The sequence below is a fragment of the Parageobacillus caldoxylosilyticus genome (genome assembly GCF_019272935.1).
GTDB classification, from domain to species: domain Bacteria; phylum Bacillota; class Bacilli; order Bacillales; family Anoxybacillaceae; genus Saccharococcus; species Saccharococcus caldoxylosilyticus.
This window is the reverse complement of sequence record NZ_CP040553.1, coordinates 864,109-882,537: the sequence shown is the minus strand read 5'-3', so window position 1 is coordinate 882,537 and position 18,429 is coordinate 864,109. Positions and strand designations below refer to the sequence as shown.

At 46.7% G+C, this 18,429-nt stretch carries 16 protein-coding genes, 1 pseudogene and 2 riboswitches; of the genes and pseudogenes, 9 read left to right on the top strand and 8 right to left on the bottom strand.

The window, feature by feature from the left end; translation table 11 throughout:
* Positions 1-3: 3 nt before the first annotated feature.
* On the bottom strand, positions 4-1,776 hold the full coding sequence (locus BV455_RS04475) for a B12-binding domain-containing radical SAM protein (RefSeq protein ID WP_218687777.1): 1,773 nt from the start codon (positions 1,774-1,776) through the stop codon (positions 4-6).
* Between the two features lie 197 nt (positions 1,777-1,973).
* Here BV455_RS04475 and BV455_RS04470 point away from each other — a divergent pair, with 197 nt between their 5' ends.
* Together BV455_RS04470 and BV455_RS04465 are read left to right on the top strand one after the other, a co-directional pair.
* Positions 1,974-4,196: a PAS domain-containing sensor histidine kinase gene (locus BV455_RS04470; RefSeq protein ID WP_218687776.1), complete on the top strand. Its 2,223-nt coding sequence runs from the start codon at positions 1,974-1,976 to the stop codon at positions 4,194-4,196.
* Positions 4,186-4,692: a methylated-DNA--[protein]-cysteine S-methyltransferase gene (locus BV455_RS04465; protein ID WP_218688013.1), complete on the top strand. Its 507-nt coding sequence runs from the start codon at positions 4,186-4,188 to the stop codon at positions 4,690-4,692. Before BV455_RS04470 ends, BV455_RS04465 begins: the two co-directional genes overlap by 11 nt.
* A 47-nt stretch (positions 4,693-4,739) precedes the next feature.
* Here BV455_RS04465 and BV455_RS04460 read toward each other — a convergent pair whose 3' ends face one another.
* From BV455_RS04460 to BV455_RS04435, 6 genes are all read right to left on the bottom strand, one after another.
* Complete coding sequence (locus BV455_RS04460; protein WP_017436224.1) at positions 4,740-5,750, bottom strand: ABC transporter permease; 1,011 nt, start codon at positions 5,748-5,750, stop codon at positions 4,740-4,742.
* A complete protein-coding gene (locus tag BV455_RS04455) occupies positions 5,695-7,242 on the bottom strand; it encodes a sugar ABC transporter ATP-binding protein (protein WP_042407473.1) in 1,548 nt (515 codons plus the stop codon). Before BV455_RS04455 ends, BV455_RS04460 begins: the two co-directional genes overlap by 56 nt.
* Positions 7,239-8,384 (bottom strand): sugar ABC transporter substrate-binding protein, encoded by a 1,146-nt coding sequence (locus BV455_RS04450; RefSeq protein ID WP_042407470.1) that lies wholly within the window; start codon positions 8,382-8,384, stop codon positions 7,239-7,241. The genes BV455_RS04455 and BV455_RS04450 overlap by 4 nt, the downstream gene beginning before the upstream one ends.
* Complete coding sequence (gene mtnA / locus BV455_RS04445) at positions 8,371-9,441, bottom strand: S-methyl-5-thioribose-1-phosphate isomerase (protein WP_218687775.1); 1,071 nt, start codon at positions 9,439-9,441, stop codon at positions 8,371-8,373. The genes BV455_RS04450 and mtnA overlap by 14 nt, the downstream gene beginning before the upstream one ends.
* 21 nt (positions 9,442-9,462) lie before the next feature.
* Positions 9,463-10,665, bottom strand: a complete 1,203-nt coding sequence (gene mtnK, locus BV455_RS04440) for an S-methyl-5-thioribose kinase (protein WP_017436220.1) — start codon at positions 10,663-10,665, stop codon at positions 9,463-9,465.
* 83 nt (positions 10,666-10,748) lie between these two features.
* A riboswitch (SAM riboswitch) is annotated at positions 10,749-10,915 on the bottom strand.
* Positions 10,916-11,000: 85 nt separating this feature from the next.
* Complete coding sequence (locus tag BV455_RS04435; RefSeq protein ID WP_218687774.1) at positions 11,001-11,822, bottom strand: carbon-nitrogen family hydrolase; 822 nt, start codon at positions 11,820-11,822, stop codon at positions 11,001-11,003.
* A 96-nt stretch (positions 11,823-11,918) separates the two neighbouring features.
* On the opposite strand from BV455_RS04435, the gene BV455_RS04430 reads away from it, so the two are divergent.
* The 5 genes from BV455_RS04430 (at position 11,919) to BV455_RS04410 (ending at position 16,531) form a co-directional block, all read left to right on the top strand.
* Positions 11,919-13,112 (top strand): pyridoxal phosphate-dependent aminotransferase, encoded by a 1,194-nt coding sequence (locus tag BV455_RS04430; protein ID WP_218687773.1) that lies wholly within the window; start codon positions 11,919-11,921, stop codon positions 13,110-13,112.
* A gap of 141 nt (positions 13,113-13,253) precedes the next feature.
* A riboswitch (SAM riboswitch) is annotated at positions 13,254-13,365 on the top strand.
* Positions 13,366-13,428: 63 nt separating this feature from the next.
* Positions 13,429-14,670, top strand: a complete 1,242-nt coding sequence (gene mtnW / locus BV455_RS04425; protein WP_081161056.1) for a 2,3-diketo-5-methylthiopentyl-1-phosphate enolase — start codon at positions 13,429-13,431, stop codon at positions 14,668-14,670.
* Positions 14,667-15,326, top strand: coding sequence for a 2-hydroxy-3-keto-5-methylthiopentenyl-1-phosphate phosphatase (gene mtnX / locus BV455_RS04420; protein ID WP_017436216.1), 660 nt, complete (start codon positions 14,667-14,669; stop codon positions 15,324-15,326). The genes mtnW and mtnX overlap by 4 nt, the downstream gene beginning before the upstream one ends.
* A complete protein-coding gene (locus BV455_RS04415; RefSeq protein WP_218687772.1) occupies positions 15,323-15,958 on the top strand; it encodes a methylthioribulose 1-phosphate dehydratase in 636 nt (211 codons plus the stop codon). The genes mtnX and BV455_RS04415 overlap by 4 nt, the downstream gene beginning before the upstream one ends.
* A 30-nt stretch (positions 15,959-15,988) precedes the next feature.
* Positions 15,989-16,531: a 1,2-dihydroxy-3-keto-5-methylthiopentene dioxygenase gene (locus BV455_RS04410; protein WP_017436214.1), complete on the top strand. Its 543-nt coding sequence runs from the start codon at positions 15,989-15,991 to the stop codon at positions 16,529-16,531.
* 198 nt (positions 16,532-16,729) lie between these two features.
* On the opposite strand, the gene BV455_RS04405 is transcribed toward BV455_RS04410, so the two are convergent.
* Complete coding sequence (locus BV455_RS04405; protein ID WP_218687771.1) at positions 16,730-17,461, bottom strand: ZIP family metal transporter; 732 nt, start codon at positions 17,459-17,461, stop codon at positions 16,730-16,732.
* A 273-nt stretch (positions 17,462-17,734) separates the two neighbouring features.
* Here BV455_RS04405 and BV455_RS04400 point away from each other — a divergent pair, with 273 nt between their 5' ends.
* Complete coding sequence (locus tag BV455_RS04400; protein WP_218687770.1) at positions 17,735-18,178, top strand: MarR family winged helix-turn-helix transcriptional regulator; 444 nt, start codon at positions 17,735-17,737, stop codon at positions 18,176-18,178.
* A 56-nt stretch (positions 18,179-18,234) separates the two neighbouring features.
* A pseudogene (locus tag BV455_RS04395) lies at positions 18,235-18,408 on the top strand (PduL/EutD family phosphate acyltransferase); the annotation flags it as partial.
* Positions 18,409-18,429 lie beyond the last annotated feature (21 nt).

The window sequence follows — 18,429 nt, the reverse complement described above, 5'->3', positions numbered from 1 at the left end:
TCCCTACTTTTTTACTGCCACATTCGAAAAAGAAGATAGCGGTGCGGAAAAAATTTTCGTTTGCAATTGAACGGGATCAAAATAAGCAATCATCACCGTTGGAATAAGACGTATTTCTTTTGTTTTCTTATAATGGCCGATGTCAAATTCGATCATTTCCATGACCGTATGTTTAAATAATTCTTTTTCATTCAGTTCCAGTGATACGAATTCGTCCCCCAACTGTTCCGGATGTTCAAGCAACTGGCGATAAAGGGAGGAACGTAGCGATTTGTCTGTTTTTTCTTCCCACCATGGTTTGCGCGGTTTATGTTTTTGGTTGCGTAAATAGTCATATTTCATTAACGCTTCAATGATTGGAAGTTCATCCAGTTTTTTTGTCCGCAAAAATTCATATAGACGGCGGAACAAGTCTTCGAGCTGATGTCCGATTTTCGCCCAGCCGCGTTCCTCCCAGTATGTGCCGAATTCTTGGAAGAAATCAAACGGCGATGGGAATACGCTTGTTACCAAATATTCGATCGTCTCATCCATCCGATGCGCGTTCCAATATTTCTCTAACACATCTTCCACTTGTTTAATGCGGATGATGTCATCAAAAGAAAGCACATTATTTTGCAAGACTTCGTATGGGGCGTGGTCCATAAATACGTAGCCGTAGTCTTTCGCGCGAAGGCGAAGACCGGTGCCGCGAAGCATTTTTAAAAAGCCGAGCTGCAATTCTTCGGGACGGAGAGCGAAAACGTCGTTAAACGTTTTGCGGAATGATGTATAGTCTTCTTCCGGAAGACCGGCAATTAAATCGAGGTGCTGCGCAATCTTTCCGCCTTCTTTAATCATCGTGACCGTGCGCGTTAGCTTGGCAAAATTTTGCTTGCGCATAATCAGCCGGTTGACTTCATCGTTTGTCGATTGTACACCGATCTCAAAGCGGAACAGCCCCGGCGGCGCTTCTTTATTTAAAAACTCAATGACCTCGGGACGCATAATATCGGCGGTAATTTCAAATTGAAACACCGTCCCAGGAACATGTTCGTCAATAAGAAATTGAAACATATCCATCGCGTAGCTGCGGCTGATGTTGAAAGTGCGGTCGACGAATTTAATCGTGCGCGCGCCATGCTTCATTAAATAGCGGATATCTTCTTTAATTTTTTCGCGGTCGAAATAGCGCACGCCGACCTCGATGGAAGATAGGCAAAACTGGCAGCTGAACGGGCAGCCACGGCTTGTTTCGACATAGACGATGCGTTTCGGCAAATGTGGAATATCCTCCGGAAAGCGAAACGGCGAAGGCATGTCCGTTAAGCGAATCTTATTTCGCTGCGGGTTAATTACGATGTTTCCATTATCGCGGAACGCGAGTCCATGAATATGACGGAAATCGCGGTTTCCTTGCATCTCCAGCAAAAACTGTTTAAACGTCTCTTCTCCTTCGCCGATGACAATAAAATCAAACTCCGGCACCGTCTTCATCCATTCGCTCACATCATAGGATACTTCCGGTCCGCCCACCACGATCGTAACATCGGGAGCGACTTTTTTTAGTATTTTCACCACTTTAATCGTTTCTTCAATGTTCCAAATATAACAGCTAAATCCGATAATATCCGGCTTTCTTCGATAAAGGTCGGTCACAATGTTCATTGCCGGATCCTTAATGGTATATTCGACAAGCTCTATATCAAATTCCGGCTGGGCATACGCTTTTAAGTAACGAATCGCTAAGTTCATATGAATATATTTCGCGTTTAGTGTTGTACAAATAATTTTCATCGGAACAAACCCCTTTACCAAAGCATAAAAAAACAACGTTTTAATATAACATATTTTAGACAAAAGAAAAAGGAAAAAGACTTGTCGAATATTGCAAAAATTTATTTGTATGGAATTTTTAAAAAATAGGGGAGGAGTAAAATTTTCCATAGAGAATATATATTAATTTGATATGGTATGGAGAAGGAGAGATCAATATGAGCCATAACCTTTCTCCCCGTGAAGAAAAAAACGTAGTAGTGGACGTAAGATTGTTAGAAGAAGAAAATAGACGGTTAAAGGAACGGTTAAACAGCTATTCAATCATTTTTGAACGTTCATTAGACGCGATTGTCATTTTTAATAAACACGGTGAGTTTGTTGATGTGAATGAAGCGGCTTGCAAACTATTTGAAATGGATAAATGCGAGCTTATTGGCAAAAAATTGTCGATGTTTCTCGAGTTAGTCCCACCGGATATTTTAATGTTTCAGCAGTCGATGTTACATAAGTTTGGGTCATTCAGCGACGAGCTGTTGATCAAGCTGGCGAACGGAAAAGTGAAGCATATTGAGTTTTCCATGAAAAAAGATGCGTTTAACGAATATGATTTGGTGATTATGCGCGATATTTCCGCTCATAAAGCGTTGGAGCGGGAACGGATTATGCATGAGTTTTTGTTTAAAGACGTGTTTAACCGGGCGGTGGACAGCATTGTCATTTTTGACGAATTCGGCCGGTTTATCGATGTGAATCCCGCTTTTTGCATGAGTTTAAATCTAGAGAAAGCGAAATTGTTGAATCTGTCATTTCAGCAGTTCATCGCCAAAGAAGATGTTGATGATTTTGTCCGCCTGCTTGCCGAGCTGAAAGAAAAAGGAACGGCAAAAGGGGAGCTGTCGCTTATCCGTTTGGACGGCACGGTCAAAATGTTTGAGCTGACAACGACATCCAATGTATATAGCGGTTTTTATATGGCAATTATGCGCGATGTGACCGATCGGAAAAACATGGAGATTAAACTGCAAAAAAGCGAAGAAAGGTTTCGCGCCATTTTCGAGCAGGCGCACGAGGCGATTTTAATATGGGATGACTATGGGTATATTTTGAATGCCAACCGTGCCGCAAGCCGGACGTTCGAACTGCCGCTGAATTTGCTTGTGCGGAAAAATCTGCTTGATTTCCTTGACCATAACGATGAAAAAGTAAAGCGCATTTTTGCAGAGTTTCGCAAAAATGGAGAAATCCGCGATGAACTGACGTTTCATATGCCTAACGGAGAAGACAAGCAGCTGGAATTTACGATGAAAAAAGGGGCAATAGATGGATATCATTTGACGATTTTCCGCAACGTGACGGAACGAAGAAAAATAGAAAGGGAACTGCGCGAAAGCGAGCAAAAATTCCGCAGCATTTTTGACCATGCGATGGATGGAATATTGTTATGGGGCCAAGGGTATCGTATTTTGGACGTAAACCCGATTGCCTGCGAAATATTCCAAGCGGGGAAAGAACAACTGCTTCACCGGCCGATTACAGAATTTATACCGGAAAAGGCGCGCAAGCATTTCCGTAAGTTGATTCAACAAAGCGAGCGTGTTGGCGAAGCGTATGCCGAGGTCGACTTTTCCAATGATGGCAAGCAGAAAATTATCGAATTTGCACTCAAAAAGGAAATCATCCCTGGCGTTGGAATGATGATGCTCCGCGATATTACCGAAAGAAAGGAGATGGAGCTGCAGCTAAGAAAATCAGATACCTTGAATGTAGTGGGAGAACTGGCCGCAGGCATTGCTCATGAAATCCGCAATCCAATGACAGCGCTGAAAGGATTTATTCAGTTATTGCAAGGAAGCATTAAAGAAGATTATTCGATGTATTTTAACGTCATTATGTCTGAATTAAAACGGATTGAATCCATTATTACCGAATTTCTCGTTCTTGCCAAGCCACAGGCGATTCAATACCAGCAAAACGACATATGCAAAATCATGCAGGATACGATCGATTTAATCAACGTGCAAGCGATGATGCACAGCGTGCAGATTATCGCGGATTTCGCCCCGCAGCTCCCGCCTATTTATTGCGAGCCAAACCAACTAAAGCAAGTGTTTATCAATATATTAAAAAATGCGATTGAAGTGATGCCAAAAGGCGGAGATGTTACCGTTCGCATCCGGCAGAGCGACGACAACCACATTCGCATTTCCATTACTGACCAAGGATGCGGCATTCCGCAAGATAAAATTAAAAAGCTCGGCGAGCCGTTTTATACCACAAAAGAACGCGGTACTGGACTAGGATTGATGGTTAGCTATAAAATCATAGAGGAACACCAAGGAAAAATTGATGTAGAAAGCGAAGTTGGCGTCGGTACAACATTCCATATTACCCTCCCGATCAAAAGAGTAGAGAAAGAGGACGATCATGATGAAATTTGAATTCAGCATCTATCCATCTGATTTGCTCGGAAATATCTATGTCGTTTCCGACGGTGAAGCGATCGTCAGTGTCCAGCTGTTTGAGGAAGATTGGCGCGAGCTTTGCCAGCAATATGAAATGATAAAAAGCCGTTCTTCCTTATTAGAAAATGCTGTCTCACAGCTCGATGAATATTTTCGGGGCAGACGGAAAACGTTTAACCTGCCTTTGAAATGGAAAGGAACGGATTTTCAAGAACAAGTATGGCAGGCGCTTTGTGAAATTCCGTACGGAACGACGGTTAGCTACAGTGATATTGCGAGTAAAATCGGCCGCCCTAAAGCGGTGCGGGCGGTAGGACAAGCAAACCGAGCCAACGAGCTGGCCATTGTCGTTCCTTGCCATCGGGTGATCGGAAAAAACCGTGCGCTGACGGGATACGCTGGCTGCCGCATCGATGTCAAGGCGAAGCTGCTCAAGCTCGAGCAACGGTATAGTATGACAGAAAAAAACTAGAAGCTGCGGTCCGCTTCTAGTTTTTTATGCGCATGAATGAAACATTCCTATTTTTTTTGTATATGCGATAAAGCGAGCGCTCCTACTAAAATAACCCCTTTAATAATATCCTGAGCGTAATATGGAACGTTCATCATCGTCAATCCGTTGAGCAAAACCCCCATTAGAATCGAGCCAAACAGCGTGCCGATGACATTCGGCTTTCCGGCGCCAAATACAGAAAAGCCGATATATGCGGCCGCTACGCCGTCCATTAAAAAGGAAGCTCCGGCCGATACTTGCCCGGTTCCGATGCGAGAGGCGAGAACAATGCCGCCAAGCGCCGCGAAAAACCCGCTGATGACATATGCATACGTGCGATAGCGGTTGACAGGAATACCCGAAAGCCGTGCTGCTTCAAGATTTTCCCCCGTCATATAAAACAATCTCCCTGGTTTGGTGTACGTCAAAAACAAATGGGAAGCAATGACAATGATTAACATAAGCAAAACGGAAAACGGAATGCCGAACACTTCCCCTTGACCGATAAATAAAAAGGAAGGAATAAATTTGCCTGGCGCCGTTCCTCCGTCTGGAAGCGGCATGTCGTTGTAAATGGAAAATCCTTTCGTATATGTCAGCTGCACACCGTTAATCGCGTACATCGTTGCCAGTGTAGCCAATAAATCCGGCAATTTTAATTTCACAATTAATAACGAGTTTAACAAGCCGACGGCAATTCCCAGTAAAAGCGGAACAAGCAAAGTAACGAGAATTTCCTGGCGGTATAATACGAGCGCCGCGGCGCTGGCGATGGTTGCCAGGCTGACGGTCGAGCCGACGGATAAATCAAATCCATCGACAATAAGGGAAAACGTAATGCCAATCGCAACGAGCGTGACGATGGAAATCGAGCGCAAAATATCGCTGAAATTTTCGTACGTAAAAAAGCGGTCTTGCGTGATGCCAAAATAGGCGATGACAACGAGAATGGCAAGCAATGTGCCATGTTTATATAAAAATTCAAGAAGAGATGGCGCTTGCTTTTTCTTGGCGACCGAAACGGCTGGCTGTGCCATCCATCTCACCTCCGCTGCAGTAATAAATGAGTTGTTCATAGGTGATGTCATGGGCGGGCACGCGTTTGATCAGCTTGCCGTCCACCATGATGTAAATCGTATCGGCAATATCAAGCAGTTCTTGAAATTCGCTTGTTAAATACAAAATCGCTTTCCCTTCGTCGGCAAGGGAACGGATGATTGAAAATACTTCTTGCTTGGCGTTGATGTCAATTCCTTTTGTCGGTTCGTCAAAAATGAATATGCGCGCATCGGTTTTTAACCATTTCCCGATCACGACTTTTTGCTGGTTGCCGCCGCTTAATTGCCGCACGCTCGTCGACAGGAAAGGCGGATGAATTTGCAAGGAATCGACAAGCTGTTTGGCAACGGATGTTTCTTTTTTTTGCCGCACCCACAGCCATTTCGTTAATGAAGATAGTAGCCGGACGGTAAGATTGGTGCGAACTGGTTCCTGAAGAAAAAGTCCTTGTTTTCTCCGTTCTTCCGGAATTAAGCAAATGCCGGCCGCAATCGCCTCTTTTGGGGAAGCAAATGCATAACGTTTTCCGTCGATCCACCATTCGCCGGTTGTTTTGCTGCTGGCAATTAAACTTTCCGCCAGCTCCGTTTTTCCCGCTCCGACAAGTCCGGCGATGCCAACAATTTCCCCTTTATGAACGTAGAGGTCGACCGTTGTATTTGTTTTAGCGATATGAAGCTGTTTCACTTCAAAAAGACGATCATCCCCGTATGTGCGGGTTTCCCTTTGCGCCGTTGTGTAAGAGCGTCCTACCATATAGCGGATCATTTCTTCTAGAGAAAGAGAGGCAACATCGCCATGGTGGACGACGTTCCCATCGCGCAAAATCGTGACGCGGTCGCAAATTTCTTTAATTTCCTTTAATTTGTGAGAAATATAGATAAAGGAAACGCCTTGCGCTTTAAGTTCATTGATAATCGTAAACAGCCGCTTTGTTTCCGTCTCGCTCAGCGCGGCGGTCGGCTCATCCAAAATGATGTAGCGTGCTGAAGAAGACAGGACTTTTGCCAGAACAATCAGCTGTTTTTCATGCAGGGAACATTCGCGAATGAGTTTGGCCGGCGAAATCGACAGGCCGACTCGGCGCAACAGCTCTGCAGCCCGTTCTTTTTGTTGTTTCCATGAAAGCAGTGGCTTTTGTTTTGTCTTTGCGATCTCATCGGCGGCAATATTTTCATAGACAGTCAAGGCGGGAAAGAGAGCCGTATCGACTTCCTGAACCACTAAACCAATGCCCGCCTTTTTGGCATCAGCAGGCGAGGAAAACTGCTGCTCTTTCCCATCAATGGTAATCGTACCTTGATCAGGGGAAAGATCGCCTGCCAGAATTTTCATTAATGTGCTTTTGCCGGCGCCATTCATCCCTAAAAGGGCGTGAACTTCCCCAGGTTGAACATGGAGGCTCACGCCGTTTAATACGTTGATAGTTCCAAACGATTTATAAATATGATTCATATAAAGACCGCTCATTTGTTCTTCACCTGTGCTTCCAGCGTTTTCATCCAAGGGGAAACCGCCACATTCGACTGTCCCCATCCGGCGATGTATTGGTGAAGGTCTTTCATTGACACTTGTTGGTTAGGCAAATCGGATCGTTTGACTAAATGCGGTTCTAGCGAATAAATGTTTGGCGTTCTTTCCCCGGCGATTTTTTGATAAGCAAAGCGGACTTGAACGCGGCCGACTTCCGCCGGGTCTGTTGCGGTCGTAGCGACCCACGGGCTGTTTGGTTTTTGCATTATTTGCAAATCTTCATCGCTTAAATCGATGCCATATACTTTAATTTCATTGCGTCCTGCTTGCTCGATCGCTCGCGTTGCGCCTTTGGCAAATTCGTCCCAAGTCGCAAACACCGCATCAATATCGCCTTTATTCGGATATTTTTTCAAAATCGCTTCCATTTGCGTTTGCGTGTCCAAGGCGGTATTGGCGCTGGCTGTACCGAATTTCGCCACTTCTTTGATGTTCGGATAGCGTTTTTTAAACGCATCGTAAATCACATGGCGCCGCTCCATCGGTGTAAATCCGCCGACCCAAATCGTGACGATGTTTCCTTCGCCGTTTAAGTCTTCGGCCAACGTTTTTAACGTCTTCCAGGCGAGGCTGTAGTCGTCTTGGTCAATGACCGTTACGCCTGGGATGTTTAAATCGTTGTCAAACGCGACGACAGGAATGCCTTTCGCGACCGCCTTTTTCACCGGTCCTTCGAGCGCATCCGCCCGGCCATGGTCTAATAGAATCGCATCAACGTTTTGCGTAATCGCTGTTTCGACATAAGAAGCCATTTTCGTTAAATCGTTGTCCGCATTGTAAATTTGCACTTCGCCGCCAAATTTTTGCACTTGTTCTTTTACCCCGGCGATATATTGCGAAGAAAAGGTGCCAATCGACATTTGCATAATGGCGGCGATTTTAATCGGTTTCTTTAATTTATCAGGGATTTCTGCTTGTTCGGTTGCCGCCGCCGTCGTTTCGGCCGTTTTCTCAGCCGTGCCGTTTTCTTGTTTGGCCGGTTTCGGACTGACGGCATCTTGTTCGTTCATGCAGCCGCTAAGGATGACGATAGCGGAAAAAAGAAGTGCCAATAAATAGTTAAGTCTAAATCGCTTCATGCTGTTCCCCCTTTGCAAATAGTGCTGGAAGTTCCGTTTCATAATTGCCGCGAATGATGCCTTGTTCGGTAATGATAGCCGTAATGAGATGGTGCGGCGTAACGTCAAAGGCCGGATTATAGACGTTTACTCCTTCCGGGGCGATCGGCGTTCCGGCGATATGTGTCACTTCCTCTGGTTTGCGTTCCTCGATTGGAATTTCTTCTCCTGTTTTTGTCGCTAAATCGATCGTTGACAGCGGCGCGGCTACATAAAACGGAATGCCGAATGCTTTAGCCAGCAAGGCAAGGCCAAACGTGCCAATTTTATTGGCTGTATCGCCGTTGGCGGCAATGCGGTCGGCGCCGACGATGACGGCGGTAATGTTTTTCGCCTTGATCGTTTGTGCCGCCATATTATCGGTAATAAGCGTCACATCTACGCCAGCCTGCATTAATTCCCACGTCGTCAATCTTGCCCCTTGCAGGACAGGGCGTGTTTCCGACGCGTACACGTGCAGATTCATTCCTTTTTCTTTCGCCAAATAAAACGGGGCAAGCGCCGTGCCGTAACGGGCGGTGGCGATCGATCCGGCGTTGCAAATCGTTAAAATGCGGTCGCCGTTTTGAAACAAGGAAAGCGCATGTTCCCCGATTCGCCGGCAAACGTCCTCATCTTCAATTTGAATACGAATCGCTTCATGGACGAGCGTTGTTTTTGCTTCATTGACAGAGGAAGCATGGGCGATGCTGGCAACAAGGCGGTCCAGCGCCCAAAACAGATTGACTGCTGTTGGCCGGGCGCTTGCTAAGTAGTCACGGTCTTTTTGCAACTGTTTTTTAAAATGTTCCAGTGATTCTGTTTCATATTGCTGGGCGGCAAGCGCGAGGCCGTAAGCGGCGGCAATGCCGATTGCCGGGGCGCCGCGCACTTTCAGCGACGCAATCGCCTCCCAAACGTCTTCAATATTTTCCAATCGCAAATATTCCGTCACTAACGGCAGCTTTTGTTGATTTAAAATCGTAATATGCGTGTCGTTCCATTCTACAGAGCGTGGGATTGCGAATGGTTCTGCCATATGGTTCTTCCTTTCATTGTGTTAATTCGTTGGTGCTAGCACTGTTTGTGCGAAAAGAGAACGAATTTCTTTGATGCTAGATAATGTTTCACGTCGCAAGATAAGGCTTCTGCCAAGGCGAAGCGCGTGGCGTTTTGCTTGCAAACGTTCCTCTTTATTTTCGATGCCGTCCAGGTCGGCGACATGTGCCAAGCCAATTGTGCGGCGGATCACTTCGCAGCCGGCAAAGCCGATCGCATCGACAAAGGTATGATGCAGCACCTCTTCTAATAGTCCTTTCGTTTTCGCATACGGTTCGACATTGTGCGTATGCCAAAGTTCAGAAAAGACGGTTGTAAATACTTTCCATGTGTTGTCAATATGAGCAAATAACGGCTCTTGCTGCGATTCTGGGCGGGACAACGCATTTAACAGCAAGTTTGCGAAAAACTGGCCGATGTCAAATCCAAATGGACCGTAAAACGCAAACTCTGGATCAATGATTTTCGTTTCTTTGTCGCTGGCGAAAATGCTGCCTGTGTGCAAGTCACCGTGAATGAGCGCATCCCCTTCGGTTAAAAACTTGCGCTTTAATTTGGCAACCTCTAAGTGAAGTTTGTCATCGTTCCAAAGCGATTCGACATCGTCGCGCAGTTCTTCTTCAAAGTTGTTCGTTTCATGATTAAAAAACGGATCGGTAAATACAAGATCTTCCGTGATTTTGCACAGTTCCGGATTGACAAAGCTTTGCGCCAGCTGTTTTTTTTCTTGCTGATTCATGCCGAAATCCGACGTGTAAAATAACGTTTTTGCGATAAATTCGCCGATATGCTGAGATAGAAGCGGATATGTTTTCCCTTCAATCAAGCCTTTGCGGGCAATTTGCAAACGCGACAAGTCTTCCATCACGGTAATGGCTAAAGATTCATCGGAATAGTAAACTTTTGGTACATATTGCGGCGCATAGCCGGCAAATGTGCGCAGCGCATTGCTTTCGATTACCGCGCGTTTTAAGGTGAGCGGCCAGCTTTCCCCAACGACTTTCGCATATGGAAGGGCTTGTTTGATGATAATCCCTTTTTTCGCTTCTTTATCGACGATGCGGAAAACGAGATTAAGGTTACCGTCCCCGATTTCCCGGCAGACAAGCGGCGCTCCTTCGCGGAAGAGGCCGAGGCGCACGGCTAAAGAAATGGCTCCTTGTTCTGTTAATGGTTCATAAACGGATGAATGTGAGATCGACATTGGAATAAAATCCCCCTTCAGCAAATAAATTAAAAAGCCTCTTTCTGCATAGAAAGAGGCTTGAAGATTCCAAGTCTTCGCACCTCTTATCTTCCAGAAAGAACAAGTCTTTCTGTTGGACTTAGCACCGTGCCCTGCGGAAGATGAAACTTCCGGCGCCGAAAAAAACGTGCGCCCTATCTCACGATAGTATTACGGTCGGTTGCTGGGCTTCATTGGGCCAATTCCCTCAGCCAACTCTTGATAAGAGTATTTTCAGTATATTCATTTTTCGAATTTTTGCTTATGTTAGAAAATATTTGTGCGTTTGATTCGAATCATACACGCTGACGAATTCATTTGTCAATACTTTTTTTAAAATTTTTTTCTGCCGTCTGATAATATTCGGGACGGCGATCGGCAAAAATCGGGATGCGCGCCCGCACTTCCTGCACTTTTTGCAAATCGATTTGCGCGGTGAGTGCGCAAGGCTCCTCGCCCGCCTCGGCAATGATTTCTCCCCATGGATCGATGATCATGGAATGGCCGGCAAACACGTTGTTCGGGTCGCTGCCGGCGCGGTTGCAAGCGACGACATAGCATTGATTTTCAATGGCGCGCGCCGCAAGCAGCGTGCGCCAATGGGCAAGGCGGGGGAGCGGCCACTGGGCAACGACAAACAGCACTTCCGCCCCCTGGACCGCATGGACGCGGATCCATTCCGGAAAGCGGATGTCATAGCAAATGACACCGGCGCATAAGGTGTTTTCGAGCGTAAATAAACCGGTATCCTCCCCAGGCTGGAGGTAAAGATGCTCATCCATCAACTGAAAGAGGTGCAGTTTGCTGTATTCGCCAACGACCGTGCCGTTTCGGTCGACGACATACATCGTGTTTGTCACGCCTTTTGCCGTTTTTTTGGCGACTGAACCGGCGACAAGATGGACGCGGTACGATTTTGCCAGTTTTGTCATGAACGTTTTCGCGCGTTCGCCATTTTCATCGGCGATTTCATCGAGACGAGTTAAGTCATAGCCAGTCGTCCATAGTTCAGGAAGAACGATGACATCCGGACGTTCTTTTGCAATTTTTTCTATTTCTCTTTCTACAACCTGTTCGTTTTCGTGCGGACTGCCGAAGACAATATCCAGCTGCAGGCAGGCAATTTTTAATGTCATTCGTGTTCACCTCGAAAAAATTTACTTTACATTTTGATTTTTACGATATATGATGTTGCACTAGAATTTCAAGAAATTTTTGAGAAGGTGTTAAGCATGACAAAACAATTTCCGTTATCCGACCTGTTAGAAGGGCTTCCAAAGCAGTTTTTCGCCTCATTAGTCGCGAAAGTAGCCAAAAAAATCGCGGAAGGATACGATGTCATCAATTTAGGACAAGGAAATCCGGATCAGCCGACACCGCCGCATATCGTCGAAGCGATGCAAAAGGCGGTGGCAAACCCGAAATATCACAAATATTCGCCGTTTCAAGGGTATTCTTTTTTGAAACAGGCGGTTGCCGAGTTTTACGAACGGGAATACGGCGTGACCGTTGACCCCGAAAAAGAAGTCGCCATTTTGTTCGGCGGTAAAGCGGGGCTTGTCGAGATTCCGCAATGCCTCGTGAATCCTGGTGATATCGTGCTCGTTCCTGACCCGGGGTATCCTGACTATTGGTCGGGGATTGCGCTGGCGCGTGCAAAAATGGTGATGATGCCATTGCGTGCCGAACATGGGTTTTTGCCTGATTATAGTGACATTCCTCGCCATATTGCAGAAAAAGCTAAACTTATGTTTTTAAATTATCCAAATAATCCAACCGGAGCGACTGCTTCGCAGGAATTTTTCGAGGAAACGGTGTCGTTTGCCGCCAAGCGCGGGATTTGCGTCGTCCATGATTTTGCTTACGGTGCGATTGGCTTTGATGGAAAAAAACCGGTTAGCTTCCTTCAGGCAGAAGGGGCAAAAGACATCGGCGTGGAAATTTATACGTTTTCGAAAACGTATAATATGGCGGGCTGGCGCGTCGCATTTGCCGTCGGCAATGAAAGCGTGATTGCGGCGATTAATTTGCTTCAGGACCATTTATACGTCAGCCTGTTTGGCGCGATTCAAGAAGCGGCAGCAACCGCCCTTCTTTCCTCGCAGCGCTGCGTCGAAGAGCTTGTCGCCTTGTATGAATCGCGGCGCAATACGTTTATAGCGGCATTGCGGCAAATCGGCTGGGATGTTGCGCCGCCAAAAGGCTCGTTTTTCGCGTGGCTGCCGGTGCCGCATGGCTGGACGTCGGAACGTTTTTCCGATTATTTGCTTGAAAAAGCGCATGTGGCTGTCGCGCCGGGAATCGGATTTGGCGAGCATGGGGAAGGCTATGTACGCGTTGGCTTATTGACGAGCGAAGCCCGTTTGCAAGAAGCAGCGGAGCGGATTGGCAAGCTTTGTCTTTTCGAAAGCGAAAAAAGTGATTGACAACGTCAAAAAATACTGTCATAATTCAAATTAAATTTGCAAGCACGAATTGTTCGAAAAGCGAATACAATATTGTAAGCATTCTTACTATAAAATTTGTGAGCACGAATTGTTCGAAAAGTGAATACAATATTGCAAGCATTCTTATCAAGAGTAGGTGGAGGGACAAGCCCAATGAAGCCCGGCAACCGGCTTGGCGGTGATCGCGAAGCACGGTGCTAATTCTTGCAGCGGAAACGCTGAGAGATAAGAAGAGTGTCCATTTCAATGCCTCTTCTTATGAAGAGGCTTTTTTGATAGAGAAAGAGGGATGAACATGAGCCAACTCATTGCCACCTATGTTATTCATGACGAGAAAGACATAAAGAAAAAAGCAGAAGGAATCGCTCTTGGCTTAACGGTCGGAACATGGACCGACCTGCCTCTGCTGGAACAAGAGCAGCTGCGCAAACATAAAGGGGAAGTCGTCCATATACAAGAGCTGGAAGAAAGCGAACGGGCAAATCAGTATTTTGGCAAACGGCTGAAGCGCGCGATCGTGCAAATCGCTTATCCGACAGTCAATTTCAGCGCTGACATTCCGGCGCTTTTGGCAACGGTGTTCGGCAAGCTGTCTTTAGACGGTGAAGTAAAATTGCTAGATGTAACGCTCCCTGACGCTTGGAAAAAACAATTTCCGGGACCGCGCTTTGGCATCGACGGGATTCGCCGAAAAGTCAATGTATATGACCGTCCGCTTCTCATGAGCATTTTTAAAGGCATTATCGGCCGCGATTTAGCGTATTTAACCGAACAGCTGAAGCAGCAGGCTCTTGGCGGTGTCGATCTTGTCAAGGATGATGAAATTGTATTTGACAGCGATTTGCTGCCGTTTGAAAAACGGATTACAGCAGGCAAAGCGGTGCTCAACGAAGTGTACGAACAGACGGGGAAACGGACGTTATATGCCGTCAATTTAACCGGCAAAACGTTCGAATTGAAAGAAAAAGCAAAGCGCGCGGTGGAGCTAGGCGCCGATGTATTGCTGTTTAACGTCTTTACCTACGGATTGGACGTATTGCAAGGATTGCGCGAGGATGAAGAGATCGCCATTCCGATTATGGCTCATCCGGCGTTCAGCGGCGCGCTTACCCCGTCGGAATTTTACGGTGTTAAAGCGTCCTTGCTGCTTGGCAAGCTGCTTCGTCTTGCCGGGGCCGACTTTGTCCTTTTCCCATCGCCGTACGGAAGCGTCGCGCTCGACAAAGAAGAGGCGCTTGGCATCGCCAAAGAATTAACGGATGAGAAGGAGCCGTTGAAACAGGCGTTTCCGGTGCCGTCAGCGGGCATTCACCCAGGGCTGGTGCCGCTTCTGTTCCGCGATTTCGGCGTCAATAGCATCGTCAACGCCGGCGGCGGCATCCACGGCCATCCAGACGGAGCGGCAGGCGGCGGCAAAGCGTTCCGAGCTGCCATCGATGCGGCGCTTGCCGGCAAATCTTTGCACGAGGCAGCCCGCGAAAATGAGGCGCTGCAAAAAGCGATCGACTTATGGGGCGCAGTAGAGGTGACATCATGACTAAACGAGTGATCTTTTGCGATTTTGACGGAACGATTACGGACAATGATAACATTATCGCGATTATGAAGCAGTTTGCGCCGCCCGAGTGGGAAACGTTAAAAGACGATATATTGGCGCAGCGCATCTCCGTGCAGGAAGGGGTGGGGAAAATGTTTTCCCTGCTCCCATCGAGCCGGAAGGAAGAAATTACGGATTTCATTTTGCAGACCGCCCGTCTTCGCGACGGGTTTCGCGAATTTGTCGCATTTACGAAGGAGCATGACATTCCGCTTTATGTCGTCAGCGGCGGCATCGACTTCTTTGTCTATCCGCTATTAGAAGGGCTGGTCGACAAAGAGCGCATCTTTTGCAACGGCTCTGATTTCAGCGGCGAGACGATCCGCATCACCTGGCCGCATGCGTGCGATGACCAGTGTCAAAACGGCTGCGGCTGCTGCAAGCCGTCTTTGTTGAGAAAACTGGCGGTGCCGGATGCATTTCATATCGTGATCGGCGATTCGATCACGGATTTGGAAGTAGCGAAACGGGCTGACCACGTCTTCGCCCGCGATTTCCTGCTAGACAAGTGTCAGGAGCTCGATCTTCCGCACACGCCGTTTACAACGTTTTTCGATGTCATTCATTTTTTGCAGACGATGGAGGTAAACGCATGAGCATCGTTGTGAAAAAATGGAGGGAGCTGGCCGAAGTCAAGGCAGAGCTGGCAGAGCGCGATTGGTTTTTCGCCACGAGCGGCAACTTGTCCATCAAGGTGACGGATGAGCCGCTTACTTTCCTCGTCACCGCAAGCGGCAAAGACAAGCGCAAGCAGACCGACGAAGATTTTTTGCTTGTTGACGCATTTGGAAAGCCGGTCGAGAATACAAATTTAAAGCCGTCCGCAGAAACGCTGCTGCATGTGGAAATTTACAATCGGGCCAATGCCGGCTGCATCCTCCACGTCCATACAGTTGACAATAATATTATTTCCGAGCTGTACGGAAATAAAGGGGAAGCCGCATTTTCCGGCCAGGAAATCATTAAAGCGTTCGGGCTGTGGGAAGAAGATGCGATGATCCGCATCCCAATTATTCCAAATTACGCACACATTCCGACGCTGGCTAAGGAATTCGCCAAGCATGTCAACGGGGATGCCGGCGCGGTGTTGATCCGCAATCACGGCATTACCGTCTGGGGGCGGGATGCGTTTGAGGCAAAGAAGTTTTTAGAAGCGTGGGAGTTTTTGTTCAGCTGGCACGTCAAGTGGCTGCTGCTGAAGCAGACCGCTGTGCTGCCGGTTGATTAAATCATAAAATTGATAGAGGGGGAAATTCCAATGGCAGTAATCAAAGTGAAAAAAACGGGAGAAGTGATTGAAGGGGATGAAAATGTCCGCAGCTTTTTAAATAAACAAGGCGTGTTGTACGAGCATTGGGACATTAACAAACTGCCGGAACATTTGCGCGACAAATATGTATTGACCGACGAAGAAAAAGAGGAAATTTTGGCGACGTTTAAAGAAGAAATTGAAGATTTGGCGGCGAGAAGAGGCTACAAAACGTGGGATATCGTCGCCTTATCGGATGCGACGCCGAATTTGGATGAACTGTTGAAAAAGTTTGAACAAGTGCACATCCATACGGAAGACGAAGTGCGCGCTATTACTGCTGGCCATGGCATTTTTATCATCAAAGGGGACAGTGAAACGGGCTATTTTGATGTCGAACTTGAAGCGGGCGATGTCATTTCCGTGCCGGAAGGAAACCCGCATTATTTCACCTTAATGGACGACCGCCAAGTCGTCGCCGTCCGCCTGTTTATCGATCCGTCCGGCTGGGTCGCCCATCCGTATGAAGAAAAAGAAGAGGTAGGCCAGTAATGGCGATACCCCCTGTCTTCTTTAGACAGGGGGGTTGTTTCATCGTTTTAGCGCAGGAGACCCCACTTTAATGAATGAAATGAGTAAGTGGGGGAGGAATGCGCCTTCCTCCTTTCTTTTGAGTAAAGCATTGCACTTCTGGGTAGTTACAAGCCCCCTCTTCAAAAGCCTCTAGGCTTTAAGTGGCGGGGTAGTTGACTAAAACGATTCGACTAAAAAAATCATAAATAATATGCCGATGATAAACGAATAGGTGGATGTCCGCTCATGTCCGTCCCCGTGGCTTTCCGGAATCAATTCTTTATAAATAATAAACAGCATCGCTCCCGCGGCAAAGGCAAGGCCATACGGAACCAGCCCGCGAAAGATGGAGGTTAAATAAAAGCCGAGCAAAGAAGTGACAATTTCCACTGCACCGGTTAACGTGGCGATAATAAACGCTTTCCATTTTCCGATTTGCTGGTTAATCAAAAAAAGAGCGACTAAAAATCCTTCCGGCGCGTTTTGCAAGCCAATCGCCAGCGCAATTAAATTACCAGTCTCCGCTGCATTGGAGGCGTAGCTGACCCCGACCGACAATCCTTCGGGAAGGTTATGTAGCGTAATCGCCACGATAATCAGCAACGCCTTTTCATCAAACTGGATTTCTTTTTGCGTATGCTCTAAATCGATATGCGGCACGGTCATTTCTAAAACCGTTAAAATAAGAACGCCAAGAAAAAGTCCAACCGTTAAGGCGGCAAAGCCTCCCGCCTGCAATGCTCCGGGGATTAAACTCATCATCGAAGCCGCTGTCATAATGCCTGCCGAAAACGCCAGCAATATATCGCGCCAGCGGTGGGTAATCGATTTCGCCAAAAATAAAATCGGCACCGCTCCCAGCCCAGTCGATAACGCCGACAATATACTGCCGATTAATACTTGTTTCATCGAATCCCCCTTTCCGTGCCTCCTGTATTTTTACCATATGCGTTTTCCGCTCGAATGTGATAACCGCCCAAACCATAAACAGAACATATTCATACATTAATATAATAAACAAAAGTCACCAAGTTACGAGTATGATGCCGCCCATGTTGCTTTAAAAAACATTTGCGCCGTATCAAATAGTTAAAGTATAATGCAAGTAAGAAAACGGTGTTTTGCGGAAAGCAACGGGACATGCCTTTATAAATATTTAGCGACAAAAGGGTTTGATTGCAAATGGCGAAGGAGAAGGACATTAAACAATCATTAAAATTGTTTATCGTTTTATCAAGAGCCTATCGGTCTGTTAATGACCAAGTGAATAAATCGATTCAATCGTTCGGCGTCAATCCAACCGAGTTTGCCGTATTAGAGCTGCTTTACCATAAAGGGGATCAGCCGCTGCAGCAAATCGGGGAGAAAATTTTGCTCGCGAGCGGAAGCATTACATATGTGGTCGATAAGCTCGAAAGCAAAGGGTTGATTGTACGAAGAGCATGCGAGAGAGACCGTCGCGTCACGTATGCTTCGATCACGAAAAAGGGAAGAGCGTTTATCGAAAAGGTTTTTCCGGAGCATGCGCAGACGATTCACGAAACCGTTTCCGGCTTAACTACGGAAGAAAAGGAACAGGCGATTTCGTTATTGAAAAAGTTGGGATACGGAGCAAAAAGGGAATAATTTGCGATTGTTTAACATAAGTGGCTGCCATAAGCAGCCACTTATTTTCAAAAATCGGAGTAAAAGATAAACAAGTCGTAAAAGTAAAAACACAAGGGGAGCGAGCCTTAATTTTTGATGAAGTCATCGTCCGCGTCAGTGGAAACTTCGCGCTCGATATGCATATTGATACAGATGAAGCGAATGCGGCAGGGCTGAAGACAGGGGATTATGTCGAGTTAATTCCATAAATATTCATCGCCATAAAGAGT